Source organism: Micromonospora sp. CNZ295, from assembly GCF_004217535.1.
This window is the reverse complement of the sequence record NZ_SHKZ01000001.1, coordinates 4,549,984-4,564,304: the sequence shown is the minus strand read 5'-3', so window position 1 is coordinate 4,564,304 and position 14,321 is coordinate 4,549,984. Positions and strand designations below refer to the sequence as shown.

Here is a 14,321-nt window from a genome sequence, read left to right as displayed (position 1 = left end):
CGGGTCCGCGGCTCGGGTGCGCGGGGTGGGCGGGCGCGGTACCGCCGGCTCAGGTGCGCGGGGTGGGTACGCCGAACAGGTCCACGATGCCGGCGGGCAGCTGGGCCAGCAGCTTGGCCCGCTCGTCGTCGTCCAGCGCCTCGGCGACCGTACGCAGCACCGCCTGGGCGTGCTGACGCACCTGGTCCGCGTCGGGGCACTGCTCGCGTACGCCGACGATCCGCAGGAACTCGCCGACGTCCCAGGACCGTCCCTGCGGGTTGCGGGTGACCGACAGGTCCAGCCGATCGGGGAGCTGCTCCGCGAGGTGGTCGGCCTGCCGTCCGGCGAGCCGTTCGCCGAGCGCCGACAGGACCGCCCGGACCGCCCGGTCGGCCTCCTCGTCGCCCAGCCCGGTGCGCTGCCGCACGGTGGAGATGAACTGCTCGTACCTCATCACCCGCTCCTTTCGCCGGCGGTCAGTCCCGGCGGTCCTCGTCCGGCGTCGGGATCTCCTGGTTCTGCTCCAGCGCGTCCGCCGGGCTCACGTCGTCGCGTACCGCGTCGGCGAGGCCGGCCCGGTCGCTCGGTGGGACCAGGACGCCCTGCTCCGCCAGGTCCGCCTCGGTCGCCTCCGGCACGGCGTCCGACACCGTGTCGGCCGGGCCCACGACGGTCTCGTCCTGTCGCTGCTCCTGCGCGTCCGCCTCCGGCGGCCGGCGCAACGGCTCGCCGTCCCGGTCGGTGGTCATCGGGCTCCCTCCGGTCAGGCCTGCCGCCGGACGAACGGGGCGGTCTGGTCGGCGACGTCGCCGTACTCGGCGGGCAGCTGGGTGACCACCTGTTCGTAGTCGCTGGGGCCGAGGGCGTCCCGGAGGACGTCGAAGACCGCCGTGACGCCGTCCCGCGCGCGGTCCACGTCGACGTCCGCGCGGCCGCTGACCCGTTCGACGAACACGTCGAGCCCGAACCGTTCGGCCGTCTCGCTGCCGCCGAAGGCGTACGCCCGCAGCCCGGTGGGAAGTTGCCCGGCCAGGTCGCGCGCCTCGCCGCCGTCGATCCGTTCGGCCAGCGTGGTCAGGGTGGCCCGTGTGACGGCGGTGGCCTGCTCCGGCGACATCCCGGTGCGCGTCGCCACCAGCGCGAGGAACTCGTTGTCGTTCACCGTGCGGCCTTCCTCTCGGACGGGCCGGCTGGGTTCCCGGACCAGGGGGCCGCAAACGGCCGCGCGCGGATCAGGCCGGTCGGGCGGGGGTGGCGGCGAGCGCGAGGCTGTCCGGGACGGACCGGTGGGCGCGGTCCAGCCCGGTCAGCAGCGCCCGGCGTCCGCCCCGCCCGTCCCGGCGGACCCAGTCCCGGCCGGAGACGCTCCAGCACGTCGTGACCAACTGGGCCAGGACGCGAAGCCGGACGTCGTCCGGATCCAGGTGGAGCTTGCCGGCGAGGGCGGCGGTCACCTGGTCCTCGACGCCGGTGCGGTGGTGGTCGACGTAGGCGAGCAGCGGGGGCGCGGTGAGCACGAGCCGGCGGGTGGCGAGGTAGCGCTGATCCCAACCGGCGTCCAGGCCGGTGACCGCGTCGGCCAGGCACCGGTGCAGCTCGGCGAGCACGTTGCCGGAGAGGTCCCGGTCGCGGAGCCGGTGCAGGTACGCGGACCAGAGCTCCGCCTCGGCCTCGATCGCGACGGCCTCCTTGGCGGGGAAGTTGCGGAAGAACGTGCTCCGGGAGACCTCGGCCTCCTCGACGAGGTCGTCCAGCGTGGTCGCCTCGAACCCCCGCTCGGTGAACAGGCGCAGCGCGGTCTCGGCCAGCACCCGGCGGGTGCGCAGCCGCTTGCGTTCGCGCAAGGGCAGTGACCGGTCGTCGGCGGTGGGAACGGGCACCGCACCAGGGTAGCCGTGCCGGCACCGGAGCGCAAAAGCGATCCAATGGCGAAAGACACTTGCGCTCTAACGAAACCGAGTGTCAGATTGGGGCGACCGGAGCGCACCGACGCCACCGCAGGAGGAGTTCCATGCAGACGACCCACCCCGCCCTGTCATTCGGCACCGCGTTGATCGGGCAGACCGAGAAGGCACTCAACGCGATTCTGGAGCGGCAACTCGCCGGGACGGCCATCACCGAGCCCCAGTGGGTCGCGTTGACCCTGACCGTCGTCAACGACGGCGCCCTGGCCGGCGCGGCGCTCGTCCAGCGGATCTCCGGCGTGCTGAAGGTCGACCCGGCGGTGGCGCGTCAGCGCGTCGCCGAGCTGGCCGCCGCCGGTCTGGTGCGCACCACGCCCGACGGCGTCGTCGAACCCACCGATGGGGGAGCGGCCACCTGGCGGGACGTCCGCGCCGGGATCGACCGGATCGTCGAGCGGCTCTGGGGCGACCTTCCCGAGGAGGACCGGGCGACCGCCGGCCGGGTGCTGAACACCGTCCTCGCCCGCGCGAACGACCTGCTCGCCGAGGCCTGACCGCCCGACGCCGTGCTATCCAGGCGGGGCGTCCGGCGCGTCGGCGACGGACGCCCGCCGGGCCGGTCACGGTGCGGTCGCCGCCGGTGGGACGGCTCCGGGACGGCTGGCGACGCCGTTGTCCGAGGTCGCGGGGGCGACGGCCACGCCCAGTGCCTGACCGACCGCGATGACGATCAGCAGCCACTCGTTGGCGTCCACGCCACCGAGGATCACCGTCGCGAGGACCTGCAGCCCGGCCAGGAGCGCGGCGACGGCGGACTTCGTCCACCGGTACCGCGGGGCGAGCGGGACGAGGTAGACGCCGACGGCACTGACGGCGGCGATCGCGATGGCGACCCACTCGTCGGGATCGACGCGGTTGTCGCCGGAGGAGACCGCGTACAGGGCGGTCAGGGCCGCGAACACCGTCGCGGCGATCGCCTTGCCGTACCGGTGGAAGAAGGGTTCCATGCCGCACCTCCGCTCGGGGTCGGATGTGTTCCTTAGTGAGCGGCCCGGGAGACCCGACGTTGGGTGAGACTTCGACTATAGGCCCGCTGTGGGGGTGAATGACCAGCTCAGCGGGCATCTGGTCGATGTGGAGCGTGCGGTCCGGTCGGCGCTGTCGTTGATCCGACGCAAGGGCGGGCCGGTGTGCCGGCCCGCCCCCTGGCACTGCCGCAGCGCTAGCCCCGTCGCCACCTCTGGTTCGCGGTGCCGGCACAGTCCCAGAGCTGGAGCCGTGCCCCGTCGGCGCCGTTCCAGTCCTTGATGTCGACGCAGCGACCGGCCTGGAGGTTCACCAGATCGCCGGCCGTCGTGAGGGCGAACTGCTGGGCGCCGGTGCCGTTGCAGGTGTAGAGCTGGACGACGGCGCCGTTGCCGGTCGCGCCACCGTCGACGTCCATGCACTTGTTGTTCTGGCTCTGCACGGCGGTGCCGGTGAACGTCCACCGCTGCGCGTTGGTGCCGTTGCAGCCCCACATCTGCAGCGGCACCCGGTCGCTGAAGTTGGCGCCGGGCACGTCGATGCACTTGTTGTTCCAGTTGCTCACCAGCGCCGACCCACCGCCCGGGTTGCCGGGGCCGCCGCCTGCGGAGCCGAACGGGCTGAGGACCAGGCCGGCCGCCCGGGGATCGCCGTCGTGGACCAGCGACTCGAAGGCGCCGACGTCGTCGAAGGCGAAGGCGTACGCCTTGCCGTCGGCCATGTTGGCGTGGATGACCCGGGCGTACTGGTTGGTCGGGCTGTTGCGGTAGAACTCGGCGGCGTTGGTGCTGGGCTGGGTGTCGATGGTGCCGAGGGTGCCCCGGTTCAGCGCGGCGCAGAGCGTACGGGAGATCGGGCCGACGACCTGGTCGTTCGGTGCGGGCAGGTCGCCGTCGCAGCCCCAGACGCTGGCCGACGACGGCCGGTTGAACGACGCGACCACCTGGCCGGCGCCGTTGGTGAAGGTCATGACGTTGCCGTTGGTCCGGCCGAAGTACCGGACGCCGGGCTGATCGGCGAACGGCACGACGGTGAGCGTCCGGGTGGTGTACGCGTTCCACGCCCAGGCGATGTACGAGTCCAGGTAGGTCGGGCTGAGCAGGCCGGCACCGGCGGCCTTGCCCGGGGCCAGCACGCGCAGCACCGTACCGTCGGATCGGGTGTGGACGGTGTTGGCCCAGCCGGCCTGCGAGCGGATGCCGTCGATGATCGCGTTCCGGCCGTTGGCGACCACGTCGCCGGTGCGCTTCGTGACGCCGCTGGCCCCGGTGACGGTCACCGCGTGCGGCACGGCGAACATGTCGACCTGCGAGCTGTTGAGCCACAGCCCGGCGTCGTTGTAGGTGAACTCGCTCCAGTCGAACAGGATGTCCCGGTTGGCGTCGCCGGGCGCCCACGGCGCGGGCTGCACCAGCCCGTCCGGCGTCAGGAAGAACCGCAGCTTCTGCCCGAAGGAGAAGTAGACCCGGCCGGAGAAGCCGCGCGGGAAGCGGATGGTGGTGTTGCCGCCGGTGCCGGGGCCCGGGATCGACGCGTCCGGCGCGGGTGCCGGCGGGATCTGCCCGCCGGACCAGGGGATGAACGTGCCGGCCTGGTTGACGTAGCCGAGGCGGCCGGTGGCGAGGTGGGTGCCGATCACGTAGAGATGGACGGCCTCGCCGCGGCCGGTGCTGTTGGTGACCGTGACGGGCAGCAGCGCGGGGCCGACCGCCCGGGCCGGCGCGGCGGCGACCACGGCGAGCGGGATGGCGGTGACCAGGGCGGAGACGGCAGCCAGGAGTCTTCTTCGGATTCCCACAGCAACTCCTCGGGGGTCGGGGACGGGTTGAGAGAGCGCTCTCTCAGAATCCCAACTGTTAACAACGTGTGTCAATAGATGAGTGGCGATGTGGTGTGGCGACCTCGGCGACGGGTAGTCGGGCCGTATGAAGGTCAGGAGTTCACTGCGGGCGTTGACCAGGAAGATGAACTCGATCGTGGTCCGCCGCCGCGGCAAGGTCTACGTGATCAACAAGAAGGATCCCCGCCAGAAGGCGCGGCAGGGCTGAGCGCCGAGCCGCCCCTTACCGACTCCGGGCGCGTACGGCGCGGGCGGGGATCGTAGAGTCTCGCCGTGCTCGAGATCGACGTGCGGATCGACGTGCCCCATCCACCCGACCGGGTGTGGCGGGCCCTGACCGATCCCGGACTGCTCGCCCGCTGGTACGCCGAAGCCGAGGTGATTTCGCCGGGGCGGGTGCGGTTCCGCCCCACCGGGCTGCCGGGCTTCGACGACACCGTCGAGGTGGCGGTGCTCGACCGGCGGCGTCCGGAGCTGCTGGTCCTGACCTGCCGGGAGGCCGGGCGGCGTACCCGGCTGACCTGGGACCTGACGCCCACGGTGGACGGTTGCCGGCTAGCGGTCCGCGAGGTGCTGGAGGAGGGCGACTGGCCCGCCGACGATGCGGCGCTCCGCGAGGAGTGCTACCTGCAGACGCTGTCCGGGCGGTTGCAGGCGCTCCTCGACTGGGTCGCCTTCCAGCAGGTGGACCTGCGCCGCGACGCGTATCCGCCGACGGCCGAGCTGCCGCTGGTCCCCGTCGCCCGGCCGGGCTCGGCGGTCCGGCGCAGGGCGATCCTCGTCGGGGTGGTGGCCGCCGCGGTCGCCGCGACCGGCGGCACGCTGTGGGCCCTGGTGCCCGGCGGAACCGGCCCGACCACCGTGCCGCCGCCGGCGGCCCTGCTCACCCCCACCGCCGAGGACACGCCCGCCCCCGCGACCTCCGGCTCCGCCCGTCCGACCCGCGGTGCGGCCCGGGCCGACCGCCCCACCGGCAGCCCCGGTGCGCGACTGTCGCCCACCCCGACGGCCTCGGTCACCTCGCCCGCCGCCCTGACCGTCCACTACCGGACCCGGTCGGCCCGCCTGCTCGGCTACACCGGCGAGATCGTGGTCGACAACACCGGCGCCGCGCCGGCGAAGGACTGGAACGTGGTCGTCACGCTCAACCAGGGCGCCGAGGTCGCCGCCGTCGAGGGCGCCGACTGGCGGCAGGACGGGCGCACCGTCACGTTCAGCGGCGCGCCGGTGCCGCCGGGCGGAACCCGGACGTTCACGTTCGACGTCCGCGACGCCGCCCTAGCGAAGAAGCCCGACAGCTGCACGGTCGGTGCCGGCTCCTGCGCCGGCCTGTGACACGTCCGGAGGCAAGGTCCATGCCGCGCGGCATACCGGCCGGCCCCGGTGGGTAGAAGAACATCACTGCCCACCGGCCGTCGGGGCACCTCAGCCGAACCGGCGCCCGGAGTACGAGCCGCCGCGCCACCGTTGGCGCCGTGCGGACCGATCAGCCGGAGGAAGGAGGCCGATCACGATGACCACGATCACCGCGACCCGGCCGGCGTCCGCCGCCGCGCCGATCCCGCGCACCTACGTGCTGTACCTGCGGGACCGGTTGCTGGAGGCCGAGGCCAACCTGACCGCCATGACCGGGAGGTACGAGCGGACCAAGGCCCGCTTCGACCGGTGCTACGCGCGGCAGGGGATCACGCCCGACACCGACATCGTCAACTACATCAACGCCAAGACCACCAACCCCGAGCTGAAGTTCTGGTACGCCAAGGTGGAGCACTTCCAGCGCGAGCTCGCCGCCTACGGCGCCGCGCTGACCGGGCTGGACGCCGCGAACCGGATGCTCGGCACGGACGCCCAGCGCGTGTCGGCGGAGAACCAGCGGTTCCGGGCCGGCCGGCGGGGCTTCAACCGGGCCGGTTAGTACCAGTACGTGTTCAGCGCCGCCACGGCGGCAGCCGGTTCGCCGAGGTCGTAGCGGTCGACCGCGACGTAGTTCGGCTTCTTGCGGGCCGCCGGCTGGCAGAACCGCTGCGCCCGGTTGAGCAGACGGCCGTTGTCAGTTGCGGCGGTCACCGCCACCGGGGCGTCCCGGAAGTGGTTCATCACGAACAGCGGCCGGAACGCGGACTCCCCGCCGTGGGTGAGCGGCCGGTCCGGCCACCGGCTCACACACGCCCAGTCGCTCTCGCCGACGCCCGGCCCCATGGACCAGTGGTTCTCCACCGTCCACTCGCGCTGGTAGAGCACCCCGAAGGTGTCCCGGGTGAGCCCGCCGGCCTGGTCGTCCTCGCGGTGGCGGTCGGTGAAGATCAGCAGACGCCGGTCGCGTTCGCGCAGCTCACCCAGACTCGGCCACCCGGTGGTCGCCACCCCGTCGAGATCCGGCCGGTAGAGCAGGTCGGTCAGCCCGGGGACGCGGGCCAGTTCGGCGCGGAGCACCGGGGCGCTGACGTAGTCCTCCAGGAAGACGGTGACGAACTCGCGCGGGTTGCGCCGCAGGAAGTCCACGATTCGTTGCAGGTCGACCCAGAGCGCTACCGGCCGGGACACCAGGAAGCAGCTGTTGTGGCACAGGATCGCGCCGTCGCGGGTCTGGTGGATGTCCAGTTGGAAGCCCCGCACACCGTCGGCGAGCTGCCGCTCGATGCCGCGTACCTGGTTGGGGAACAGGTCGATGAAGGGCGGGGCGAAGCCGCCGTCGACCCCGTTGGCGTACGCGTTGTGCGCGGTCAGGAAGGTCACCTGGTCCAGCCGTCGCTCGTCCTCGGGCGGCAGTGGGCGGGTCACCGGCTCGGTGGGGGTGAGGTACCAGGTCGCGCCCGCCGGTTCCACGGTCAGCGCGGCGCGGCCGGGTACCGCGGTGAGGACCCGGCCGGTGCCGGGCTCGGCGAGGACGTACCGCTCGGGCCCGGTCGCCGTGACGACCCACCGGGCCGCCGGTTCGGCGCAGCCGACCGCCACCGCGGCGGCGTCCCGGCGGCCCAGGCACCAGCCGGGCGTGACCGTGTTCTCCAACCGGCTCCCCTCGGGCGTGGTGCGCAGCCACCACTGCTGGCGGTCCTCGTCACCGCGCGGGGACCGCTGCACCACGACCCCGCCGTGCTCCGCCGCGTTCAACCCGGTGCCGACGCTCTGCACGTAGTACGTCCCGTCGGTGACGGCTGCCGGGTCCGCGCCGGCGCCGGGCGCGCCGGTGCCGACGACTCAGGCCACGACCACCACGAGTACGCCCAGACGGTGACGTCCGACCACGGAAGCCTCCCTGCGGCCCGCCGCGCCGATCACCCGGCTGATCGGCTCGCGTCTATGCTAGGCGCGGCTTGTGAACAGAAGTCGATCCCCTGTGGAGCGAAAGGGACGGCCGGGATGACGGGACCGCGCCTGCACTCCCGCTATCCGTCGGTGGCGGCCCGCCTGCCGTACCTGCCCTTGGGTGCCGGCCCGACCCCGGTCCGCTACGTCGACCGGTACGACCTGTGGGTCAAGGACGACAGCCGGTACGGCGACCGGTACGGCGGCAACAAGGTCCGCAAACTCGAGTGGAGCCTGGCCGACCTGCTGCGGCGAGGGTGCCGGGTGGTGGTGACCGGCGGCGCCACCGGCAGCCACCACGCGGTGGCGGTGGCCCGTTACGCCACGCCCGCCGGGCTCCGGGTTCACGTCGTCGCCGTCGAGCAGCCCTACGACGAGCACGTCGCGGAGCAGCTGGCTGCCGTGCGCTCGGCCGGCGCGACGATGCACCGGGTGCGCACCGTGCCCGGGGCGTACGTCACGGCGGGTCGGCTGCTCGCCGGTGCGGCCCTGGGCCGGCGGCGGCCCGGCCTGCTGCCGGTCGGCGGGTCGAACGCGCACGGCTGCCTGGGTTTCGTCGAGGCGGCCCTCGAACTGGCCGACCAGGTCACCGCCGGTGAGCTGCCCGCGCCCCGCCGCATCGTCGTGCCGGTCGGCTCCGGTGGCACCGCCGCCGGGCTGATCCTCGGGCTGGCGCTCGCCGGGCTGCCCACCGAGGTGGTGGGCATCCTGGTCAACGACCGCACCCGGGTCGGCCCGGGCCAGGTCCGGGGGCTGGCCACGGCGACCGCGCGACTGCTGCGTCGCCACGGCGCCCCGGTACCCGGCGCGCTCGCGCCGTTCGACCTCCGTCGCGAGTGGCTGGGCCCCGGGTACGGGGTGCCGTCCGGGCCGAGCGTCGAGGCGGCGGTCTGGCTCCGGGACCACACCGGTCTGGTCGCCGACCCGGTCTACACGGCGAAGGCGGCGGCGGCGATCCGGGACCTGCACGGCGAGCCGGACGCGGCGGGACCCACCCTCTACTGGCACACCGCGCCCGGCGTCGTCAGCTGAGCCGACGCGCGTCGCGGGAGCGTTGCCGTGCGGTGTGACGCGGTGGGACGGCACGGCGCGGACAACCACCGCACCGGCCGAACGGCCCCGGCTCGGGCGTACGGAGGCGGGGCGCGGATCGGGAGGATCCACGCCCCGCCGTCAGCGACGTGCCGGTTCAGCGGTCAGGGATTGGTGATGCCCATCGTGTAGCTGCCGGAGCCGCTGTACGCGTGCACCTCGAACCGGTAGTAGCCGGCCGTGCCGTTGTAGCTGAGGCTCTCGTCCGGTCCGGGGCTGTACGAGCCGGCCACGTCGACCCACGTGTAGCCGTTCCACTTCTGCAGGTAGAGGTCGAAGTCGACCCCGGTCGGCCCGTCGAGGCAGCCACGGTGGGTGCCGGAGACGGACGAGTAGTAGTAGCTGCCGTTCGGCTGGTAGCGGCTCTGCCCGGAGGAGATGCTGCCGGTGTAGGTCGCCTCGTAGCCGGAGCAGCCGGTCGGTGGCGGCGGCGGGGGGTCACCGCCGCCGCTGGTGCGCAGCGTGAGGCCGTACGCCGAGAGGATCTCGTTGACCGGCTGGAAGTAGGTGGTTCCGCCGATGCTGCAGTTGCCGGAGCCGCCGGAGGTGACGCCCTGGGCCTGCTGGCCGGAGAGCCACGACCCGCCGGAGTCACCCGGCTCGGCGCAGGCGTTGGTGCGGGTCAGGCCGGTGACCGTGCCCTGCGGGTAGTTGACGGTCTGGTTCTTGGCCTGGATCGAGCCGCAGCGCCAGCCGGTGGTCGAGCCGGAGCGGCACACCGCCGCCCCGACCGCCGCCTCGGTGGAGCCGGCGACCGTGACGTTGCCGCCGGAGTAGTTGTTCACCCACGGCTGCGGCGTCCAGTTGGAGTTCGTCTGCACCCAGGCGTAGTCGTTGCCGGGGAACGACGACCCGCGGAAGGTGCCCTGGGACACCTGGTTGTAGCCCTGGGTGGCGGTGCCGGTGGTGCCGCAGTGCCCGGCGGTGACGAACCCGCCGTTCACCGAGAAGCCGACCGAGCAGCGGCCGCCGCCCATGTAGTAGGCGTCGCCGCCGCGGACGTCGTACAGGGTCTGCGGCGCCTCGGTGGTGGTGACCACCCGGACGGCGGCGGCGTCGACCCGGCTCGCCCGGATGAACGCCGAGGCCGCGCTGCTGTTCCCGCGGGCGAGCACCACGACGGTGTTGGTGGTGACGTCGACGTACCAACCGGCGACCGAGTCGGCCGGGGCCTTCGCGGCGTGCCGGTCCAGGGTGGCCTTGATCCGGTCGAGGTCGGCGCCGCTGCGGCCGACGATCCGCGCCTGCGCGCCCGAGGCGCGCACCCGGTCGGCGGCCGTCTTGCCGGTGACGGCGACGACGAGGCCGTCGGCGGTCAACCATCCGCCGGCGTAGGCGGTGCCGAGTGACCTGCGCAGGCTGGCATCCGTACGGCTGCCCTTCTCGTCGCGGGCGATGCGGGTGCGGGCCTGGTCGGCGTTCAGCCCGAGGTCGCGCTGCAGCGCGGCGAGCATCTCGGACGACGCCGCCGCCGGAGCGGCGGCGGCGGTCGTGGTGGTGGGTGTCGCCGCGGCGGGGGGTGCCGCGACGGCGAGGGCACCGACGGGCAGCAGCAGGACTGCTGCCGCGGCGGCGAGGCTTCGTCTCATGCGTGGCCTCCTGTGGATGTGGCCGCGGCGCGGGACGGGGGTGCGCCGCGGGGTGGCGGTGGGGCCGGCGCCGCCCGGGCGCCGCCCGTCGGGGTCAGCGGGCGGTGCGGTGGCGCCGGTGGCCGCCGGCCGAACCGGTGTACGCCGCGCGTTCGCGGCACCGGCCCGGTCGGGGTGGCCAGCGTCAACGTAACCCGTTCTGATAGAAAAAGATCTATATCGGTTCGCTCATACCGCGCGAGCCGGTGGCGCGGAGAGACCCGTCCGGCCCGAGGCGAACTGTCCGTTCGCCGACTCTCCGTTGATCGGCGGATCGGTAGCGTGGTGATCTCTGCCGCCGGAGGTGTCCGTACACATGGGTCAGACCGATCCCGATCCCGGTGGTTCGGCCAGCATCTACCAGTACTACCTCTCGCTGCTGGGCTGGTTGGGCCTCGGCCAGCCGAGCTGGGCGCCGTGGCTGTTCGGCGCGATGTCGGTGGCGGTCATGCTGCTCTCGCTGACACCGCTCCTGCGCGGGGCGGCCGCCGTGCTGCGGTACGCCAAGGGGTGGCTGGACCGCCGTCGCGATCCCCGGCGGGTCCGACGCCGGGCGCTCTTCGCCGACCACGTCGAGAGTCAGCTGCGCCGCCTGGACGAGAAGGAGGAGTGGCGCGACCACCGCTTCGCCCGGCTGGAGGCCGAGGTGGAGACGGAGGGCGGCCGGGGCCGCCTGCTGCCCCGCTGGATGGCCCGCCGGCGCACCTCCCTGCGCCGGGAGAAGTCCCTGTCCCGCGCCCTGCAACGCAGCGACGAGCGCCTGATCATCCTTCAGGGGGAGCCGGGGTCGGGCAAGAGCGTGGCCCTGCGCAACGCCGCCCGGGCGATGGCCACCCGGGTGATGCGACGCCCCCGGCTGGACAGCCGGATCCCGCTCTACGTCAACCTGAAGGAACTGCGACCGGTCGACGGGCGGCTGGACGCGGAAACCGTCCGGACGTTCGTGCTGGAGCAGCTCAACCGGGCCAACAGCCGCGACGTGGAGCAGTTCCTGTCCGACGAGTTCGGGGCCGGGATGCGCGAGGGCACCTGGTTGTTCCTGTTCGACTCGTTCGACGAGATCCCGGAGGTGCTCACCGCCACCGAACTGGACGACACGGTGGGCCGGTACGCCGACGCCCTCTATGACTTCCTGCACGGGATGAACGTCAGCCCGGGAGTCGTCGCGTCCCGCGAGTTCAAGGGGCCGAGGCGGTTCGGGTGGCCCCGGTTCACCGTCCAGCGCCTCACCGAACGGCAGAAGCGGGAGCTGATCCGCAAGGCGGACCTCGAACCGGCCGCCGAGGCGGAGGTGTCCGCGGCGCTCGCCAGCGCCGACCCGCTGGTGACGCAGCTGTCCGGCAACCCGATGCTGCTCGGCCTGCTGTGCGAGCACGTCCGCACGACCGGATCCTTCCCGAGGTCCTCGCACACGGTCTTCGAGACGTTCGTCCACAGCCGACTCGAACGCGACCGGGAGCGGGTCCGGCGCCGCTTCGACGTCGATCCGGTCGATCTCCGCCGGGTCGCCGAGGAGATCGCCTTCCGGCTGACCGCCGAGTCCGGGGTCGGGTTGAGCCCGACCCGGGCGGAGGTGGGCCGGCTCCTGTCCGGCGTGGCGGTCGCCGGCCGGCCGGTCGACGCCGCCGGGCTGGCGCGTCATCTCGACGCCCTGGAGTACGTCAAGCTCGCCCAGGCGCCCGAGGGCACCGGCGCCGGCGACGAGCGCCGGTTCACCTTCGCCCACCGGCGGTTCCAGGAGTACTTCGCGACCTGCGTGGTGATCCGGGAGCCGCACCGGGTGCCCGTGGACCGCCTGCTGCTCGACGGCCGGTGGCGGGAGACCGCGGTCGCGATGCTGCAGACCCAGCGCGGCGAGGCGGTGACGGCGTTGGTGACCCGGGCCGCGCAGCTCCTGGCCGAGGGCGTGGCGGCGATGGCGCCGTCCGCCGCGGGGGAGGACGGGCCGGCCGCCGGGGCGGAGGCACCGTCCGGGAGCGCGGCGCGGTCCGAGCACGAATGGCCGCCGCACAGCCTGCACCTGCTCGACCTGCTCGACTCGGGCCTCGCCGGACGGCTGGAGGACGTCCCGGACGACCTGCGGGGCACGGTGAGCACCCTGATCCGCTCCGCGTGGGCGTCCGGCCGGCGCCACCATCAGCTGTGGGCGGTGCAGGCGTCGCTCCTCGCCGAGCCGGCTGTCGCCGGGACGGTCCTCGAGGAGTCCATCGCGGCGAAGAGCCTGTTGCTGCACAACGCCGCCTACCGGCAGGCCGGGCGGATGCCCGTGCTGTCGCCAGAGCTGGGCCGGCACCTGCGGCTCGGGCTCATCGAGCAGGCGGCGCAGGGACGGCCGCTGCTCGACTGGCTCACCGTACGCGCGCAACTGTCCCGGCTGAACGATCCACTCCCGCACCTGCGCGCCGCCCGCCTGCTCCGGTGGACCCCACCACTGACCGCGCTGCTGGTCACCCTCGTGTTCGTGTCCGGGGCGGCCTGGAACGGCGAGGGCTCCCGGGTGGACTGGCTCACCGGCTGGGCGGCGGCCTTCGCGCTCATCGCCGTGTTCTGGGGCCTCGACACCTGGCTCAACGTGGCGCGCGCCCGGCGCACCACCGCGGTCAACTGGTCCACGGATGCCCTCGTCCATACCGGAGGCAGGTTCGTGAGCCTGGCCCTCGGAATCACCATCGCGTCCGAACCGGACCGGCCGCCGTCCGGGAACGCCGCGTGGAGCCTGCTGTTCCTGGTCGCGTTCGGCTACGCGGTGCTCTGGCCCGGGGCGGCGGTCGCCGCGGTGGCCTGGGGCCTCGACGTCCGGGTCTCCCAGTGGGCGTTCCTGCCGTCCCTGGTCATCCCGGCCGCCGCCCGGGCGTTCCTGCGAATGAAGGCGGGCCAGCAGGTCCGGACGATGTCCCGAGCGGTCGGCATCGTGGCGGCGCTGACCCTGATCCTGGCCTCGCAGGCGTGGCTCAACCGCCACCATCCGGACGTGCAGGTGACCCTGACCTGGGTCGCCTATCTCGTCCTCGGCGTGTTCTGTCTCCTGCTGGTGGCCAGCCATCTGCGCGGTACCCGTGCCGACCTGCGTCGCCTGGCGTCGCTCGCCCCGCAGACGGTCCTGGACGGCAGCACGCTGGCCCCGCTCGTCGCCGGCCTGCGCTCCGACAACGGGCTGCGTCGGCTGGCCACCCAGATCCGGACGCAGCGCGTCGACTGCGATCGCGAGGGCCTGAGCGTCCTCAACGAACTGGTGCGGCGGATGGGCCAGGCCCGGACCGCCCGGGCCGCGCTGCCGTGGTGGCGGAGGTCCACCGATCTGGTCTGGTGGAGCCTGTGGGCGCCGCCGTCGGCGGGGAACGTCTCCGAGGGGACCCTCGACGAGGTGGCCCGCCTGATCGCCGAGCGTACCGAACTGCTGCCGGCGGCGGCCGGGCCGCAACCCGCGGCACCTCGACAACGGCCCGGCGACCCGGCCCGGGATGGCGGCGTCCCCGTTCGCCGTCGGTGACCGACGACCGGTTGCGGCCCGGCATCGCTCGCGCCTGCCGGGGGTGAGCGGGG

The 14,321-nt window shown here is 73.5% G+C and carries 14 protein-coding genes; 6 read left to right on the top strand and 8 right to left on the bottom strand.

Annotated elements, in window-relative coordinates; all coding sequences use genetic code 11:
- Positions 1 to 49: 49 nt before the first annotated feature.
- The 4 genes from EV376_RS21400 to EV376_RS21385 all read right to left on the bottom strand — a co-directional run bounded on the left by EV376_RS21400 (position 50) and on the right by EV376_RS21385 (position 1,862).
- Positions 50 to 436 carry a DUF2267 domain-containing protein gene (locus EV376_RS21400; RefSeq protein ID WP_130325914.1) on the bottom strand — a complete coding sequence of 129 codons (387 nt, stop codon included), beginning with the start codon at positions 434 to 436 and terminating at the stop codon, positions 50 to 52.
- Positions 437 to 458: 22 nt separating this feature from the next.
- Positions 459 to 731 (bottom strand): hypothetical protein, encoded by a 273-nt coding sequence (locus tag EV376_RS21395; RefSeq protein ID WP_130325912.1) that lies wholly within the window; start codon positions 729 to 731, stop codon positions 459 to 461.
- Between the two features lie 14 nt (positions 732 to 745).
- Positions 746 to 1,144 carry a DUF2267 domain-containing protein gene (locus EV376_RS21390; protein ID WP_130325910.1) on the bottom strand — a complete coding sequence of 133 codons (399 nt, stop codon included), beginning with the start codon at positions 1,142 to 1,144 and terminating at the stop codon, positions 746 to 748.
- A gap of 70 nt (positions 1,145 to 1,214) precedes the next feature.
- Complete coding sequence (locus tag EV376_RS21385) at positions 1,215 to 1,862, bottom strand: helix-turn-helix domain-containing protein (RefSeq protein WP_130325908.1); 648 nt, start codon at positions 1,860 to 1,862, stop codon at positions 1,215 to 1,217.
- Positions 1,863 to 1,993: 131 nt separating this feature from the next.
- Between EV376_RS21385 and EV376_RS21380 the strand changes: the two genes are divergently transcribed.
- Positions 1,994 to 2,440: a helix-turn-helix domain-containing protein gene (locus EV376_RS21380; RefSeq protein WP_130325906.1), complete on the top strand. Its 447-nt coding sequence runs from the start codon at positions 1,994 to 1,996 to the stop codon at positions 2,438 to 2,440.
- A 66-nt stretch (positions 2,441 to 2,506) separates the two neighbouring features.
- Here EV376_RS21380 and EV376_RS21375 read toward each other — a convergent pair whose 3' ends face one another.
- Both EV376_RS21375 and EV376_RS21370 read right to left on the bottom strand, forming a co-directional pair.
- On the bottom strand, positions 2,507 to 2,893 hold the full coding sequence (locus tag EV376_RS21375) for a hypothetical protein (protein ID WP_130325904.1): 387 nt from the start codon (positions 2,891 to 2,893) through the stop codon (positions 2,507 to 2,509).
- Positions 2,894 to 3,108: 215 nt separating this feature from the next.
- On the bottom strand, positions 3,109 to 4,710 hold the full coding sequence (locus EV376_RS21370) for a beta-1,3-glucanase family protein (RefSeq protein WP_130325902.1): 1,602 nt from the start codon (positions 4,708 to 4,710) through the stop codon (positions 3,109 to 3,111).
- A 127-nt stretch (positions 4,711 to 4,837) separates the two neighbouring features.
- Here EV376_RS21370 and rpmJ point away from each other — a divergent pair, with 127 nt between their 5' ends.
- From rpmJ to EV376_RS21355, 3 genes are all read left to right on the top strand, one after another.
- Entirely contained in the window at positions 4,838 to 4,960 is a 123-nt protein-coding gene (rpmJ, locus tag EV376_RS21365; protein ID WP_130325900.1) for a 50S ribosomal protein L36, read from the top strand.
- 65 nt (positions 4,961 to 5,025) lie between these two features.
- Positions 5,026 to 6,087, top strand: coding sequence for an SRPBCC domain-containing protein (locus EV376_RS21360; RefSeq protein ID WP_130325898.1), 1,062 nt, complete (start codon positions 5,026 to 5,028; stop codon positions 6,085 to 6,087).
- A 178-nt stretch (positions 6,088 to 6,265) separates the two neighbouring features.
- Positions 6,266 to 6,667, top strand: a complete 402-nt coding sequence (locus tag EV376_RS21355) for a hypothetical protein (protein WP_130325896.1) — start codon at positions 6,266 to 6,268, stop codon at positions 6,665 to 6,667.
- Here EV376_RS21355 and EV376_RS21350 read toward each other — a convergent pair.
- Positions 6,664 to 7,884, bottom strand: a complete 1,221-nt coding sequence (locus EV376_RS21350) for a PI-PLC domain-containing protein (protein WP_207228249.1) — start codon at positions 7,882 to 7,884, stop codon at positions 6,664 to 6,666. The two genes, EV376_RS21355 and EV376_RS21350, sit on opposite strands and share 4 nt — an antisense overlap.
- A 228-nt stretch (positions 7,885 to 8,112) precedes the next feature.
- Between EV376_RS21350 and EV376_RS21345 the strand changes: the two genes are divergently transcribed.
- Entirely contained in the window at positions 8,113 to 9,090 is a 978-nt protein-coding gene (locus EV376_RS21345; RefSeq protein WP_130325894.1) for a pyridoxal-phosphate dependent enzyme, read from the top strand.
- 164 nt (positions 9,091 to 9,254) lie between these two features.
- Here EV376_RS21345 and EV376_RS21340 read toward each other — a convergent pair whose 3' ends face one another.
- Entirely contained in the window at positions 9,255 to 10,739 is a 1,485-nt protein-coding gene (locus EV376_RS21340; RefSeq protein WP_165438047.1) for an alpha-lytic protease prodomain-containing protein, read from the bottom strand.
- A 355-nt stretch (positions 10,740 to 11,094) separates the two neighbouring features.
- Between EV376_RS21340 and EV376_RS21335 the strand changes: the two genes are divergently transcribed.
- Positions 11,095 to 14,268, top strand: a complete 3,174-nt coding sequence (locus EV376_RS21335) for an NACHT domain-containing protein (RefSeq protein WP_130325892.1) — start codon at positions 11,095 to 11,097, stop codon at positions 14,266 to 14,268.
- The last annotated feature ends 53 nt before the right edge of the window (positions 14,269 to 14,321 follow it).